At 75.5% G+C, this 13,117-nt stretch carries 15 protein-coding genes; 10 read left to right on the plus strand and 5 right to left on the minus strand.

All coding sequences use genetic code 11. From position 1 onward, the window contains the following. Positions 1 to 354: 354 nt before the first annotated feature. The gene (locus ACQEVU_RS22480) at positions 355 to 1,767 is read right to left on the minus strand and encodes a hypothetical protein (RefSeq protein WP_433326555.1); all 1,413 of its coding nucleotides are present in this window, start codon (positions 1,765 to 1,767) and stop codon (positions 355 to 357) included. Positions 1,768 to 1,784: 17 nt separating this feature from the next. Here ACQEVU_RS22480 and ACQEVU_RS22485 point away from each other — a divergent pair, with 17 nt between their 5' ends. From ACQEVU_RS22485 to ACQEVU_RS22495, 3 genes are all read left to right on the plus strand, one after another. After that, positions 1,785 to 2,246, plus strand: a complete 462-nt coding sequence (locus tag ACQEVU_RS22485; RefSeq protein WP_433326557.1) for an AAA family ATPase — start codon at positions 1,785 to 1,787, stop codon at positions 2,244 to 2,246. Positions 2,247 to 2,396: 150 nt separating this feature from the next. Further along, the gene (locus ACQEVU_RS22490) at positions 2,397 to 3,194 is read left to right on the plus strand and encodes a DUF4142 domain-containing protein (protein ID WP_433326559.1); all 798 of its coding nucleotides are present in this window, start codon (positions 2,397 to 2,399) and stop codon (positions 3,192 to 3,194) included. Positions 3,195 to 3,423: 229 nt separating this feature from the next. Continuing rightward, positions 3,424 to 4,491, plus strand: a complete 1,068-nt coding sequence (locus ACQEVU_RS22495) for an NAD-dependent epimerase/dehydratase family protein (protein ID WP_433326561.1) — start codon at positions 3,424 to 3,426, stop codon at positions 4,489 to 4,491. A gap of 13 nt (positions 4,492 to 4,504) precedes the next feature. Here ACQEVU_RS22495 and ACQEVU_RS22500 read toward each other — a convergent pair whose 3' ends face one another. Next, the gene (locus ACQEVU_RS22500; protein WP_433326563.1) at positions 4,505 to 5,323 is read right to left on the minus strand and encodes an MBL fold metallo-hydrolase; all 819 of its coding nucleotides are present in this window, start codon (positions 5,321 to 5,323) and stop codon (positions 4,505 to 4,507) included. Between the two features lie 238 nt (positions 5,324 to 5,561). Further along, entirely contained in the window at positions 5,562 to 6,446 is an 885-nt protein-coding gene (locus tag ACQEVU_RS22505; protein WP_433326565.1) for a glycosyltransferase family 2 protein, read from the minus strand. Between the two features lie 71 nt (positions 6,447 to 6,517). On the opposite strand from ACQEVU_RS22505, the gene ACQEVU_RS22510 reads away from it, so the two are divergent. Then, positions 6,518 to 6,763 (plus strand): CDGSH iron-sulfur domain-containing protein, encoded by a 246-nt coding sequence (locus tag ACQEVU_RS22510; protein WP_433326567.1) that lies wholly within the window; start codon positions 6,518 to 6,520, stop codon positions 6,761 to 6,763. On the opposite strand, the gene ACQEVU_RS22515 is transcribed toward ACQEVU_RS22510, so the two are convergent. Beyond that, positions 6,715 to 7,761, minus strand: a complete 1,047-nt coding sequence (locus ACQEVU_RS22515) for an iron-containing redox enzyme family protein (RefSeq protein ID WP_433326569.1) — start codon at positions 7,759 to 7,761, stop codon at positions 6,715 to 6,717. The genes ACQEVU_RS22510 and ACQEVU_RS22515 overlap by 49 nt on opposite strands. Positions 7,762 to 7,822: 61 nt before the next feature. Between ACQEVU_RS22515 and ACQEVU_RS22520 the strand changes: the two genes are divergently transcribed. The 5 genes from ACQEVU_RS22520 (at position 7,823) to ACQEVU_RS22540 (ending at position 11,632) form a co-directional block, all read left to right on the plus strand. Next, the gene (locus ACQEVU_RS22520; RefSeq protein WP_433326571.1) at positions 7,823 to 8,797 is read left to right on the plus strand and encodes a methyltransferase; all 975 of its coding nucleotides are present in this window, start codon (positions 7,823 to 7,825) and stop codon (positions 8,795 to 8,797) included. Further along, complete coding sequence (locus ACQEVU_RS22525) at positions 8,788 to 9,927, plus strand: carboxylate-amine ligase (protein WP_433326573.1); 1,140 nt, start codon at positions 8,788 to 8,790, stop codon at positions 9,925 to 9,927. The genes ACQEVU_RS22520 and ACQEVU_RS22525 overlap by 10 nt, the downstream gene beginning before the upstream one ends. A 42-nt stretch (positions 9,928 to 9,969) precedes the next feature. Then, complete coding sequence (locus tag ACQEVU_RS22530) at positions 9,970 to 10,377, plus strand: DUF6158 family protein (RefSeq protein WP_433326575.1); 408 nt, start codon at positions 9,970 to 9,972, stop codon at positions 10,375 to 10,377. Between the two features lie 76 nt (positions 10,378 to 10,453). Continuing rightward, positions 10,454 to 10,867 carry a hypothetical protein gene (locus ACQEVU_RS22535; RefSeq protein ID WP_433326577.1) on the plus strand — a complete coding sequence of 138 codons (414 nt, stop codon included), beginning with the start codon at positions 10,454 to 10,456 and terminating at the stop codon, positions 10,865 to 10,867. 81 nt (positions 10,868 to 10,948) lie between these two features. Beyond that, the gene (locus ACQEVU_RS22540) at positions 10,949 to 11,632 is read left to right on the plus strand and encodes a DUF6766 family protein (protein ID WP_433326579.1); all 684 of its coding nucleotides are present in this window, start codon (positions 10,949 to 10,951) and stop codon (positions 11,630 to 11,632) included. A gap of 7 nt (positions 11,633 to 11,639) precedes the next feature. On the opposite strand, the gene ACQEVU_RS22545 is transcribed toward ACQEVU_RS22540, so the two are convergent. Continuing rightward, complete coding sequence (locus ACQEVU_RS22545) at positions 11,640 to 12,473, minus strand: glucose 1-dehydrogenase (protein ID WP_433326581.1); 834 nt, start codon at positions 12,471 to 12,473, stop codon at positions 11,640 to 11,642. A 123-nt stretch (positions 12,474 to 12,596) separates the two neighbouring features. Here ACQEVU_RS22545 and ACQEVU_RS22550 point away from each other — a divergent pair, with 123 nt between their 5' ends. Next, positions 12,597 to 13,115 (plus strand): vitamin K epoxide reductase family protein, encoded by a 519-nt coding sequence (locus tag ACQEVU_RS22550; protein ID WP_433326583.1) that lies wholly within the window; start codon positions 12,597 to 12,599, stop codon positions 13,113 to 13,115. Positions 13,116 to 13,117: the final 2 nt, after the last annotated feature.

Consider the following 13,117-nt stretch of genomic DNA (forward strand, 5'->3'; position numbering starts at 1 on the left):
CATCGAGCGATCTCGTCGATCTTCCGCAGGTCACCGCCGATCCTCGAGCGGGCGATGAAGGCACGCCCGCCGGTCCCGGACCGGCGTAGCGTGGGGCTGTGACCGCGGCCTCGCAACCACCGGCCGACCGGGACGGCCGGATGCGGCGGGCCCATCAAGGTATGATCGACGCCGAGATGCGGGCCAGCCGGCGGGCGATGCTGACCGGGTTCCGGCAGCGGTTGCGCACCGATGTGACCGCCCTCGCGGTCGCCGCCTGGGACGCTGCGCATCGTCGACGGCCCGAGCGGCATCCAGGGGGCCGCTGCGGTTGCCGCCTGGGACGGTGCGCAGCGCCGACGGACCGAGCGGGATCTAGGAGCCGCTGCGCAGCGCGACGGTGGCCATGGCCGCGGCGACGAGGTTGCCGCCCGGCAGCGCCGCCGCCTCCGACAGCGCCGCCGTGCGCTCCTGGGCCGAGCGCGTGAGCGTGCCGAGCGCGACGAGCAGGCGGCTGCGCAGGTCGGGCTCGGCCGCGCAGCCCAGACCCGCGCGGTACGCGGCCTCGGCCTCGGCGGCGTTGCCGAGCGCGGCGAGCGCCTGCCCGCGGAACAGGTGCAGCGGCGCCAGCCCCGGCGCCGAGCGCAGCGCCGCATCGGCGATGCGCACCTTCTCGGCCGGCGGCGCGGGGGCGTCCTCCAGCACGTACAGCATCGGGTAGAGCTCCGGCGCGATCGCGCCCCGGGCGAGCTCGCGGGCCAGCCACAGGTCGGTGCGGCAGTGGAACCAGCCCGGCGCGAGGCGCTCGGTCGCCTCGTACTCGGCGGCGGCCTCCGCGTAGCGGCCCAGTTGCAGCAGGGCGAGGCCGGCCAGGTACCGCGGGTGGGGGTCGAACGCGTCGAGCCGGGCCGCGTCCCGGAAGGCCTCCAGAGCCTCGGCGTGGCGGCCCTCGCCGCCGAGCCGCTCCCCGTCGGCGGTGCGCCGCCGCGCGGGCTCGAGCGTGAGCCGGTTGCGCTGGTACACGAACTCGACCGGGCCGGAGATGTCGCCCGGGTCGCCGAGCTCGCGGTGCCGGCCGCCGACCACGACGACGACCCGGTTGGCGGGCTCCCCGGCGCGGGTCGCGGCCGCCCGCCGCCGCCATTCGTGCGCCGGCTGCCCGGCGGACGCCAGCACCTCGGCATACCGCTCGGCGACGGCCGCCGCTTCGGCGCACTGCCCGAGGTACCGCCGAATCTCGAACAGGTTTCCCAGATAGGCCAGCACGCCCTCCAGGTCGCGGTTGGCCTCGCACAGGCGCAGGGCCGCGGTGCTCGGCTCGACGGCCGCGCCCGCGTCGCCGAGCTGGAAGCAGCACTCGCCGAGCATGCCGAGGGTGATCGGCATGAGGCGGTCCACGCCCGGCCCCTGCAGCCCGCGCACCGGCTCGAGGGCCTGCGACAGCAGCGCCCGGGCCTCGCCGAACCGCGCCTCGCCCATCAGCCCGCGGGCCCGGCGCAGCGCCTGCTGCCAGGCCACGAGCGGGTTGTCGTCGTCGTCCGGGCCGCTCAGCGCGTTCATGAGGCTCGGGTCGCCGAGCCGCGCCGCGAAGAACTGCGCCAGGCCGATGAGGCCGTTGCCGTAGCGCTGCACGGCCGCCGGATCGTTGCGCAGCTCGACCGGAACCCGCGTCCACGACGGAAACTCCCGCCGGATCGCGTCGCGGTTCGCGGTGCACAGCTGCTGCATCCGCCGCTCGTCCCCGCGCGTGACCGCATCGAACAACGCTTCCCGCAGCTCGTTCGCCATCCGCCGATAATAGGGACGTGGATCGACCGACGCTGTACCTGCTGTGCGGGTTGCCCGGCGCCGGCAAGACGACCCTGGCCCGGCGCCTGGCCGGCGAGGTCCCGGCGGTGCGCCTGTGCGCCGACGAGTGGATGGCCGCGCTGGACATCGACCTGTTCGACGTCGCGGCCCGCATCCGGCTGGAGCGGCAGTTCTGGCGGCTGGCGCAGGATCTGCTGCGGCTGGGCCGCAGCGTGATCCTGGAGTCGGGCTTCTGGCTGCGCGCGGACCGCGACGAGAAGCGCCTCGGCGCCCGCGCGCTCGGCGCCTCGGTCCAGCTGCACTACCTCGACGTGCCGCTGGACGAGCTGGCCCGGCGGCTGGCGGCCCGCGCCGACGCGAGGCCGATCACCCGCGCGATGCTCGACGAGCACGCCCCGCTGTTCGAGGCACCCGACGCCGGCGAGCTCGCGCTGTTCGACGGCCGCCACCCGGCGTAGTCGGCCCGCCGTTCGGCGACCTCGCGTTTTGCAACCGAGCCTTGCGTTAGATTTGTAGTCGTTCGGTTACAGAGAGTTGCGGCATCTGTTCGGTCCGCACGATTGGAGGGCGCACGCATGCGCGTCCCGTTGAGTGTCAAGGTCTGTACCGTGGCGGCGTCCCTGCTCGCCGTCGCCGCCGCTGCCGCGCCCGCCGAGGCCGCCGCCACCGACCTGTCGGCCCAGGACCGCGCGTTCGTCGACGCGGCCGGCCACGGCGGCGCCTTCGAGGTCGCGGCCGGCGTGCTCGCCGGCGACCGGGCGTCGGACCCGGCGCTGAGAGCGTTCGGCCGGCGCATGGTCACCGACCACAGCAAGGCCGGCGACAAGCTGACGGCCCTGGCCGACAGTCTCGGCATCAGCGTTCCCGGCTCGCCCGACAGCGTGCAGCGGGCCATCCTCAGCCAGTGGTCGTCGCTGGCCGGCGCGGCGTTCGACTGCTCGTACGCGCCCATGATGTACGCCGACCACGTCGCCGACGTCGGCCTGTTCGAGCGCGAGGCCGCCGACGGCCAGAACTCGAAGCTGCGCGCGTTCGCCCGCGACACGCTGCCGGCCCTGCGCGAGCATCGCGCGACGGCCGCCACGAACGTGAAGAACCTGACCTGCGGCACCGGCAACGACAACGGCACCGGCCCGATCGGGCAGCCGAGCCCGCCGTGGCCGATTCCGTGGCCGGTGCCGACGACGAGGCCGACCCACCACCCGACGGCGCATCCGACGATGTGGCCGACCGGCCGCCCGAGCCACCGGCCGACGGTCACCCCGACCGGCACCCCGACCGCGCGGCCGACGACACGCCCGACCGTCCTGCCGACATGGCTGCCGACGCGCCTGCCGCTGCCGACCCTGTGGCCGACCCGGCGCCCGACGCCGGCCGCGTCGCCGACCACCGCGCCGGTACCGTAAGCCGCCCGGACCGGGTTTGTTTGCGCCCCGGCAGCGCGGGAAACGGGCCGGTCGTCGCGGCGCGGCGGCTCGAACCGTGAAATCCAGCAGAGCGCTCCCGGGCTCGGTCGCGCCGCGACATACTCTCGGAAACGCGCATAACCGATATGTCGGATATGTCCGTCACGCAGTGGCGGACATATCCGCAACCGGGCGCGCGGGGGACCGGCGAAGAGAAGGCGGTGGCGGCATGCGGATCGTGGTCGTCGGCGCATCGGGCAACGCGGGCACGGCGCTGCTGCGGCGGCTGCGGGCCGAGGGCGGGCACCATCTCGCCGGGGTGGCCCGCCGGCCGCCGGACGGGCCGGAGTACGCGGGCGTGGAGTGGCACGCGTGCGACGTCGGGGCGCCGGACGCCGCCGAGGCGCTGACCACGGTGTTCGGCGGGGCCGACGCCGTCGTGCACCTGGCGTGGCAGATCCAGCCGAGCCACGACCGGGCGGCGCTGCGGCGCACGAACGTCGACGGCAGCCGCGCGGTCGTCACCGCCGCGGTGCGGGCCGGCGTCGGCGCGCTCGTGGCGGCCTCGTCGGTCGGCGTCTACGCCCCGGGCCCCAAGGACCGGCTCGTCGGCGAGGACTGGCTGGCCACCGGTGTCGCCGCGTCGTCGTACAGCCGGGACAAGGTCGCCATGGAGCGGCTGCTCGACGGCGTCGAGGACCGGCTGCGGGTGGTGCGCCTGCGCCCGGGCCTGATCTTCCAGCGCGCCGCGGGCACCGAGATCGCCCGCTACTTCCTCGGGCCGCTGGCGCCCGTGCGGCTGCTGCGCTTCGGCCGCGTACCGCTGATCCCGGACCATCCCCGGCTGCGCCTGCAGGCCGTGCACGCCGACGACGTCGCCGACGCGTATGCGCGGGCGCTGAGCGCCGACGTGCGCGGCGCCTTCAACATCGCCGCCGAGCCGGTCCTCACGCCGCGGGTGGCCGCCGAGCTGTTCCACGGCCGCACGTTCCCGGTCCCGGCGACGCTGCTGCGCACCGGGGCGGACGCGAGCTGGCGGCTGCGCCTGCAGCCGGTCGACGCCGGCTGGGTGCAGCTCGCGCTGTGCGCCCCGCTGCTGGCCACGACGCGGGCGACCACCGAGCTCGGCTGGCGGCCGTCGATCGACGCCACCGAGGCGCTGCGGGAGCTCACCACGGGCATGGCCACGCGCGCCCACGCCGCGACCGCGCCGCTGTCCGGCGACCCGCGCAGCCCCGGCCGCCTGGCCGCCCTGCTGCTGCACGGCCGGCTGCCGGGGACGGGCAACCCGTACTGAGACCGGCGGCCCCCTACGGACGGGCGCCGCTGACCGCGGGCTCGAGCAGGTCGATCGTCTGCCCCCGCAGGACCGGCTGGACCGCGTCCGCGAACTCGCTCGCCGCGGCCAGACGCAGGAAGGGCGGCAGCGACTCGCGGAACACCGTGTAGTCGTCGTAGTGGATCGGCACGATCCGCCGGGGCCGCACCAGCCGGGACAGCGCGAGGCCGTCGCGGGCGTTCATCGTCACCAGTACCCCGAGAATGCGCGTGCCGCCGAGGTGCAGCAGCGCGGCGTCGATGTCGCCGAAGCGCTCCGGGATGTCGCGCAGGACCCGCGGGTTGTAGCGGGTGTCGCCGCTGATGTAGAGGCGCAGGCGCCGCTCGCCGTCGCGCTCCCAGTCCAGGACGCTGCCCATCGTGGCCGGCATCGCCAGGTGCACCCCCGTCGGGCCGTGCCGGGCGGGGACGGCGGTGACCCGCAGGGCCTCGTTTCCGCGGTACCACACGACGTCCCCCCAGTCGGGCAGCCCGACGGCGCGGTCGAACTGCCAGCGGCGCAGCCGCCGCGCGGCCGGGCGCGTGGTCGCGATGGGCACGTCCTGCGGCAGCCCGTGCCGGGCGACCCGGTCGAAGTGGTCGCCGTGCAGGTGCGACAGCACGATCCCGTCGAGCGCCGGCAGCTCGTCGACGTCCAGCGCGGGCTCGGTGCGCCGCCGGGTCCACAGGCCGTGGCCGAGGTAGGCGCGCTGGCCCTTGTGCAGGAAATTCGGGTCGGTGAGGACCGTGAACCGGCCCAGCCGCAGCAGGACCGTCGCGGTACCGATGAAGGTTGCCTCGGTTTCGGTCATGTGGGTTCGGCTACCCGCCCCTCACGGCGCCACACAAAGGCGCTGCTCGCCCTCACGGTGCCGCGCAAAGGCGCTGCTCGCCCTCACGGTGCCGCGCAAAGGCGCTGCTCGCCCTCACGGTGCCGCGCAAAGGCGCTGCTCGCCCTCACGGTGCCGCGCAAAGGCGCTGCTCGCCCTCACGGTGCCGCGCAAAGGCGCTGCTCGCCCTCACGGTGCCGCGCAAAGGCGCTGCTCGCCCTCACGATGCCGCACAATGGCGCTGCTCGGCGGCGGCGAGCGCGGCGAGTTCCCGCTCGACCTCGGCCGGGACGGGGCGCCGGCGGGCCAGCGCGCCCGGCAGCCGGCGCAGCAGCTGCCATGCGGCGCCGCGGGCGGCCGGGTCCGCCCGCGCGGCCGTCAGCAGCGCGACGCTCTCCCGCACGGCGATGCGGGCCGGGCGGCGCATCCATGCGGTGAGGGCCCGGTTGCGCGCGGCCAGCAGCCGCTTCGCGGCCCGGCCGGCGGCGTCGGCCCGCGGATGGTGGTGGGCGACGACGTCGTCGCAGTAGGCCAGCCCGCACCCGGCGGTGCGCAGGTCCAGCGTCACCCGGGCCTCCTCGCCCATGAAGAACACCACCGGGTCGAAGCCACCGCAGGCCAGGAACGCGTCCCGGCGGACCACCGCGGCGCAGGCCAGGAAGCCCAGCACCGACGGGCCGGGCAGGTCGTCGGGGGTGCCCAGCGGCGCCTGGGCCATGAACGCCGACATCGGGTCGAGCCACTCGCCGGGGCCGACGAGCGTGCGGGCCGCCACGAGGGCGAGCCGCGGGGCGGCGTCGAGGTGGCGCGCCGCGCGGGCCAGCGCGCCGGGCGCCCACCACGAGTCGTCGTCGGCGAAGGCGACGTAGGGTGTCCGGGCCGCCGCGACGCCGTGGTTGCGCGCCACCGCCCCGGCGTTGCGGCCCAGTGCCAGCACCCGGACGTCGGGGAAGCGGGCGGCGAGCATGTCCGGCGTACCGTCACCGGAACCGTTGTCGACGACGACCGTCGCCGGCGCCTCGGCGTCGCCGCGCAGCTCGCGCAGCGTGCGCTCCAGGCCGGCGCGCCGGTCGCGGGTGGCGATCACAACCGTCACCTCGGTCACGCCTGGAGCACTGACCCGCCGCCCGGCGATCAAACAGTTTGCGCGGTCGATCGGCGGGAACCACCAGCGAGGTGGATAGGAATCCGGACGGCGCCGCGGCCTCGCTGACGGCCTGCGCGGACGGGCCGCTGCTGCTGCGGGGCTCGTTCGAGCTGCTGACCCAGGACGGCGAGGTCATCGACCCCGGGCGCCGCACCGTGGCGCTGTGCCGGTGCGGCGCCTCCGCGATCAAGCCGTTCTGCGACGGCACGCACAAGTCGATCGGCTTTCAGGCGCCGAGCGCGCCGACGAGCGACCGGCCGCTGGACTCCGGCTGACGCAGCGAGCTCTCGCCCGCCTCCCAGCGCTGCAGCAGGTGCGCGGCGAAGCGCCCGTCGAGGGCCAGCGCGCACGCGGCGCCGAAGAGCAGCAGCGACGTCTGCTGCTCGCGTTCCCGCTCCGGCAGGTCCGCGCAGAACCCGCCGCACAGGTCGTGCGCCGCGATCTGCTCGTGCACCGCGTCGGCCTCGACGTGCTCGTCGTAGAACCGGGTGGCGTCGTCGTCGCCGCCGAGGCGGCGCAGGCCGTTGCCGTAGCGGCGGTTGGGCAGCGAGGACGTCATCTCGAACGCCGCCAGGTGGCCCAGCACCGCCCCGCGCAGCCGGCGGTGCAGCCCGAACAGCGACATCAGGTTGTTCGTGGCCAGCGTGACCGCCGGTACCGCGTCCAGGTGGGCGCCGTAGGCGGTGTCCAGGCCGAGCCGGTCCATCGTGGTGCGGAACAGCTCGGCGTGCATGCGCTCCGGGCGGCCGCCGCCGTACTCGTCGGCCTGGACCTCGACCAGGGCCGCCTTGGCCCGGCCGGCCAGCCGCGGGATGGCCCACGTGTGGGGGTCGGCCTCGCGCAGGTGGTAGATCGAGCGGTGCATGACGAACTCGCGGAACTGCTCCAGCGTCGCCCGCGCGGTGAGGTACTTCGACAGCCCCGGCCCGTCGTCGGCCTCGACGAGGGCGGCCAGCGCCCCCGGCACCTGCGCCGGGGGGACGGCCGCCGGGACGGGCACGAGCCGGCGCAGCGCGGCCTCGAAGCGCCGCTCCGCGGCCCGGCGCACGGCCAGCAGCGACGGGTGCCACTCCCAGTCCTCGTCGACGCCGTCGAAGCCGCGGTAGTGCAGCTCGTAGCACACGTGCAGGCTCAGCTGCAGGTCCTCGTCGTCGAGGTCGCCGCCCGCGGCGCCCGCCGCGGCGGCCAGGGAGTCGGGGAGGTCGTGGGGTGCGCGGGCCAGCGCGTCGACGAGGCCCGCCGAGATCGGCCCTCTGGGCTGCGGTAGCTGCATGGGTGAGGGGATTCCCGCGACCGGGTCGGTTAAGCGGGAATTCTCGGGGGAACGTACGCGCATGACGTCAGTCGCGCCCGCCTCGCCGCTCGCCGACGCCGAGCTGCTCCGGCTGGTCACCGTCCTGCGCTCGGCCGGCTACCGGTTCACGACCGTCACGCCGGCCACGCACGAGCGGGTCAACCGCCGCTACGGCGCCGGCCGCGGCCGCACCGTCGCCGACGCGCTGGGCTGGAGCCGGCCGTTCGACCGGGCCGACCTGCCGCCGGACGTGGTGGACGCGCTGGACCGGGCCGGTGCGCTGCGCCGCGACGGCGCGCTGTGGCGAAGCGCCGTGCGCGTCTCCGGCTACGGCGGCGAGCTGTTCGTGCACTCCGCGTTCCCGCCGGCCGAGGCGGACGCGGTGTTCTTCGGGCCCGACACCCACCGCACCGCCGACGCCGTGCTGGAGCACCTGGCGGGGCGCGCCGAGCCGCCGCGGCGGGTCGTCGACGTCGGGTGCGGCAGCGGCGCCGTCGCCGTGACGGTCGCGAAGCGGCTGCCCGGCGCCGAGGTCCTCGCCGTCGACATCAACCCGGCCGCGCTGCAGCTGAGCCGCGTCAACGCCGCCGCGGCGGGCGCCGGCAACGTCCGTGTCGCGCGCAGCGACCTGCTCGACGACGTGCCCGGGGACTTCGACCTGATCGTCTCGAACCCGCCGTTCATGATCGACCCGCAGCGGCGGGCCTACCGCGACGGCGGCGGCGAGCACGGTCACGACGTGCCGCTGGCGCTCGTGTCGGCGGCGGCCGGGCGGCTCGCCCCGGGCGGGTCCCTGGTGCTCTTCGCCGGCACCGGCGTCGTCGAGGGCCGCGACCCGCTGCGCGCCGCCGTGGCCGGCCGGCTGGCCGGCACCGGCCTGCAGTGGACCTACCGGGAGGTCGACCCGGACGCGTACGGCGAGAACCTCGAAGACCCCGCCTACGCCCACGCCGACCGGATCGCGCTCGTCGTGCTGACCGCGACGCGACCGGGGGAGGAGCACTCATGTCGCTGACCGCGGCCCGGCCGGCCGAGATCGCCGCCGAGGTGGCCCGCCGCCCGTTCACGTTCGGCGTCGAGGAGGAGTTCCTGCTGCTGGACCCCGACACGTGGGCCAACCGGCCGGTGGCCGAGCAGGCGCGCCTGACGCTGCCGCCGGCGATGCACGAGCGCAGCCGGTCCGAGTTCCGCCGCAGCATGTTCGAGATGGTCACGCCCGTGTGCACGGACGCGCGGCGGCTGCGGGGGCACCTGCTGGACAACCGGCGGGCGGCGGCCGGGTCCGCCGCCGCCGTCGGCGCCCGGCTGGTGGCGGTCGGGGCGACGCCGGTGGCCGAGCCGGACCGGGCGGTCGTCGACACGCCGCGGTTCCACGCGATCGCGCGGCACTACGGGCCCATCGCCCACGACCCCGCGCTGTGCGGCGTCCACGTCCACGTCGGCGTGCCGGACCGGGCGCTGGCCATCCAGGCGTGCAACGCGATCCGGCCCTGGCTGCCGGTCGTGCAGGCGATCACCGCGAACTCGCCCTTCCACGCCGGCGCCGACACCGGGCACGCCAGCTGGCGGGCCATCGCGCTGGAGCGCTGGCCGAGCCTCGGGCCGGCGCCGTACCTCGACTCGCCCGAGGACTACGACCGCACCGTGCAGGAACTGGTCGACACCGGCGTCATGCTCGACGCCTCGATGGTGCTGTGGTGGGCGCGGCCGTCGTCGCGGTACCCGACGGTGGAGGTGCGCGTCGGCGACGTGTGCCCGACCGCCGACGACACCGTCCTCGTCGCCGCCCTCGTGCGCGGGCTGGTCGCGACCGCCGTCGCCGACGTCGCCGCCGGGCGCCCGGCCCTGCGCCCGCCGGAGCACCTGCTGCGGGCGGCCCACTGGAACGCCGCCCACGCCGGCCTGGACGGCACGCTGACCGACCTGCGCGTGCGCGAGCCCCGGCCGGCCTGGCAGCTGGTCGACGAGCTCGTCGCCCGGACCGGGCCCGCGCTGGAGCGCCACGACGACCGCGAGACCGTGCGCGCGGGCCTGGCCGCGCTGCGCGAGCGCGGCAACGGCGCGACCCGCCAGCGCCGCGTCCACGCCCGCGGCGGCCTGCCGGCGGTGCTGGACGACCTCGCCGCGGCGACAACGAGCGGCTGAGCCCGATGTTCCGCGCGACGGCGGGCGGGTAACGGTTCGGGCATGGATGAGGTTGAGAAGCTGCTCGACGGCCTCTACGCCGGGCGGGAGCGGCTGAGCGCCGGCGAGCTGCGCCGGCACGCGGTGGCCGCCGACGCGCCCGCCGGTGCCGTCGAGCGGCTCGGCTCGCTGCCCGAGGGCGAGTACAGCTACGACGAGGTCCTGGACGCGCTGGCCGGCCAGGACACGGGCGACGGCGTCGGCGTGCCGGCCGCCGAGCTGACCGACGACGACCTGTCCCGGGAGCTCGGCCACCTGCACGAGACCCGCGACGACACGTTCCGCCACGGCTCGGCGCAGGCTCTGGCCAACCATGACGCGCGCACCGAGGAGCTGGAGGCCGAGTTCCTGCGCCGCTTCCCCGACCGCGCCGTGGACCCGCGGCGGCTGCGGTCGGGTGGGCCGTCATAGATCGCGACCCGCTCGCCGGCCACGGCCCGGCGCGCAACGCCGATTGACCGACGCCACGGCGGGGAATGCAATGCCCATGAGGCTACTGCGTTTCTGGCCCGCGGCGCTCGCACTGCTCGCCCTGAGCGCATGCGCCACCGCACCGGGGCGGCGCGATGCCGCGGCCGACGTGGCGGTGCGGCTGCTGCAGCACGTCCGGGACGGTGACGGCACGGCCGCCTGCGCGCTGCTGGCGCCCGGTACCGCGGACGCGGTCGCGAAGTCCGCCGGCAAGGCCTGCGCGGACGCGATCGGCGACGAGCACCTGCCCGGCCCGGGCGCCGTGACGGGTGTGGACATCGACGGGCAGTGGGCCAAGGTCGCCCTCAGCGCCGCCGACGGCGACGGCACCGTGTTCCTGGCCATGTTCCCGGGCGGCTGGCGCGTCGCCGCGGCCGGCTGCCGCTCGCGCGGGCAGCGGCCGTACGACTGCGCGGTCCAGGGAGGCTGACATGCGCACACTGTTCGCGTTGTGCCTCGGCGTGATCGCGGTCGGGCTGGCGTACTTCTTCGTGATCGGGGCGATGCACCGGTGAGCGCGCGGCGGCGGTGGATCCGCGAGCACTCGCTCGGGCTGGTCTTCGGGGTGCTGTTCCTGCTGGCGCTGGCCGGGCAGGGCGTGGCCGGGCACGCCCAGTTCAACGCCGACCAGCTCACCGACGGCCTGCCGCCGGTGTCGCTGGGGCGGTACCTGACCTCGGCGTCGTTCGCGGCGGACGTGGCGGAGAACTGGCAGTCGGAGTACCTGCAGTTCTTCCTGTACATCGTGCTGACCGTCTGGCTGCTGCAGAAGGGCTCCCCGGAGTCCAAGTCGCTGGACGAGGCCGGCACCGAGTCGGACGCGGACCAGCAGGTCGGCGCGCACGCCGGCGGGGAGTCGCCGTCGTGGGCGCGGGCCGGCGGCTCGCGCCGGTGGCTGCTGTCCAACTCGCTCGGCCTCGTGATGGGCCTGATCTTCCTGCTGTCCTGGCTGGCGCAGTCGGTCGCCGGCGTGACGTCGTTCAACGAGCGGCAGCTCAGCCGGCTGCAGGACCCGGTCAGCTGGGCGAAGTACCTGACCGAGCCCGACTTCTGGAACCGCACCCTGCAGAACTGGCAGTCGGAGCTGCTGGCCGTGGCGTCGATGGCGATCCTGTCCATCTACCTGCGCCAGCGCGGCTCCCCGGAGTCCAAGCCGGTCGGCGCGGCCCACGATGCCACCGGCGTCGAGGGCTGAGGCGCGGTCAGAGGATGGGTTTGCCGCCGGTGACCGGCACGACCGCGCCGGAGATGTAGCTCGCCTCGCCCGAGGCCAGCAGGACGTACACCGGTGCGACCTCGGCGGGCTGCCCCGGCCGGCCCAGCGGGGTGTTGCGGCCGAACTCCTCGACCTGCTCCGGCGGCATCGTCGACGGGATCAGCGGGGTCCAGACGGGGCCGGGGGCGACCGCGTTGACCCGCACGCCGCGCGGGCCGAGCAGCTGGGCCAGGCCCGCGGTGAAGTTCGCGATCGCGCCCTTCGTGGTCGCGTACGGCAGCAGCGTCGGGCGCGGCATGTCGTAGTTGACCGAGCTGGTGTTGATGATCGACGCGCCCTCCGGCAGGCTGCGCAGCGCCGCCTTCACCAGCCGGAACATGGCATGGATGTTGATGTCGAACGTGCGCGTCCACTCCTCGTCGGTGATCTCCTCGACGCTCTCGTGGGTCATCTGGTAGGCGGCGTTGTTGACCAGCACGTCGATGTGCCCGAACTCGCGCACGGCGGTGGCGACGACCGTCTCGCAGTGCTCGCGCCCGGCGAGGTCGCCGGGCACCAGCACGGCCCGGCGCCCCGCCTCCTGCACCCACCCGGCGGTGTCGCGGGCGTCGTCGTGCTCGTCGAGGTACGCGATGAGGACATCGGCGCCCTCGCGAGCGAACGCGATCGCGACGGCCCGGCCGATGCCGCTGTCGCCACCGGTGATGACCGCGGTCTTGCCGTTGAGGCGGCCGCTGCCGCGGTAGCTGTGCTCGCCGTGGTCCGGCTTCTCGGCCATCGCGGCGATCGTGCCGGGTGGCTGCTGCTGAGGTTCGGGCATGGTCGGCCGTTACCCGGGCCCCGGCACGGAAAACAAGCTCAGGAGGCATCTGCGCCGCCTGCCCGCCGGTGTCCGGTTGAGCGGGCCCGTCGCGGGGAAACGGACAGGCGGGAGGTGGCGATCGTGTGGCGCTGGTTCGACGGGCCGTCGGGGTTGCCGCGGCGGGTGGCCGTGGCGGTGCTGGCGCTGGCCGGGTTCCTCGTGTCGATGCAGCTCGCGTTCTTCCAGTACGGGCTGACGGACACCGTGTGGGACCCGTGGTTCGGCGACGGCAGCGTGAAGGTGCTCGACTCGGCGTTCTCGCGGTCGCTGCCCGTGCGTGACGCCGCGCTCGGCGCGGTGGCGTACCTGATCGAGCTCGTCCTGGAGGTCACCGGGGGCCTGTCCCGCTGGCGGCGGCCCTGGCACGTGCTGCTGCTCGGGCTCGTGTCGGCCGCCATGGCCGTCACCGCGATCGGGCTCGTGGCGATGCAGATCTTCGTGCTGCACGCCTTCTGCACGCTGTGCCTGGTCTCCGCGGCGCTGTCGCTGACCATTCCGCTGTTCGTCGCCGAGGAGGTCGTGGTCGCCTGGGGGCAGCTGCGGCGCGGGCGGCGCTACGGGCTCACCTGGTCGCGGGCGATTCGCGGGCAGGTTGTTTGAAT

Origin of the sequence: Dactylosporangium sp. CA-139066, assembly GCF_050936175.1 — a bacterium.
GTDB lineage: Bacteria > Actinomycetota > Actinomycetes > Mycobacteriales > Micromonosporaceae > Dactylosporangium.